Origin of the sequence: Halorhodospira sp. 9621, assembly GCF_022228055.1 — a bacterium.
In the GTDB taxonomy this organism is placed as follows: domain Bacteria; phylum Pseudomonadota; class Gammaproteobacteria; order Nitrococcales; family Halorhodospiraceae; genus Halorhodospira; species Halorhodospira halophila_A.
The window spans coordinates 1-1,208 of record NZ_JAJNRD010000085.1; the positions used below are offsets into that span (position 1 = coordinate 1).

1 protein-coding gene is annotated in these 1,208 nt (G+C 66.4%); it reads right to left on the bottom strand.

Going from position 1 to position 1,208, the window contains the following annotated elements:
* On the bottom strand, positions 1-1,073 hold a 1,073-nt coding region (istA, locus tag LRF89_RS13170; RefSeq protein WP_238637361.1), incomplete at its 3' end, for an IS21 family transposase.
* Between the last annotated feature and the right edge of the window lie 135 nt (positions 1,074-1,208).

A 1,208-nucleotide genomic window follows, 5' to 3' on the forward strand; every position in this document is an offset into this window, starting at 1 on the left:
CCGGTCTCCAGGTCGACGATGTGCAGCTGCCCCCTGTCCTCCTGAACGCCGACCTCGCCACGCTGGTAGGCCATCGGCACCGAGTACTTGTTCGCCGACCAGGCGATCAGACCCGTCTTGTCCACCTTACGGGTGGCCAGCGCGGCCTTGGCCTGGTCCAGCCACTCCGGCGTCAGGTAGGGCCGCAGGTGCGCCCGCTCCTCGGCCTCGAAGTGCTCCTGAGGCTGGCGCTGCGTGGTGCCGTGGACGCGGACATTGGCCACCTCGTCAAGCCACTGCTGGACATGGGCGCGCAGGTCCTGCTCGTCGGCGAAACGTTCGCCGTAGAGGCAGTCGCGTTTGACGTACTTCACGCCGGCCTCGACCTTGCCCTTGCTCTCCGGGTCGTAGCCGCGGCAGGCGTGGACATGGAACCCGGCAGCGCTGGCGTAGGCGTGGAAGCGCTCGTTGACCGTCAGCTCCCGAAACTGCTCGGCGATGACCACCATCTTCGTCTTGTCGTAGACGCACTCCTCGGGAGCCCCGCCGAAGGCGCGCAGGGCCTCGTCGTGCATGCCGATGAACGCCTCGGTATCGATCGGGCGCAACGAGACCGCCACGTGCATCCGCCGCGAGTACGAGAGCACGAAGACGACGAAGTACACCGTCCGGGACTCGCCGCCGATCTCCACGCCGCGCAGCTCGCCGGGATCGACCTGGCACTGAACGCCCGGCACCAGGTCGAGCACCGGCTCGTAGTAGCGCGGCTGCGCCACCGGGATGCTCGCACGCACCTGCTGCAGGTAACGGCGCAGGGTGCGATCGGAGACGTCGATCTCGCCGAGCTTCTCACGCAGCTTGCGTGCGACCTTCACGGCGCTGAGCTTGGGGTAACGGCGAAGCAGGTATTCAATGAACGGCCGATGCTCGTCGAGCCGGTGACGCCGCGGCTGAGCTCGCTCGAAGACGATGTCCGCCGGCGACTGTGCGAGGTACTTGCGCACCGTGTTCCGGGACACCCCCAGCTCTCGGGCGATAGCGCGGATCGATAGTCCGCGGCCTTCGTCGTAAAGCGCTTTGATCTTGTGAATCACGACCCACTCCTTCACAGCTCCCGTCTCCACCGCTCAGTTCGGCAGCCGACGGTATGGTCATTCGTGGCCAGGGGCCACCCGAGGGTGGGTCAATTTTCTTGGCCAGCCGTGGGTCAGTTTACGGGGCCGCTAACA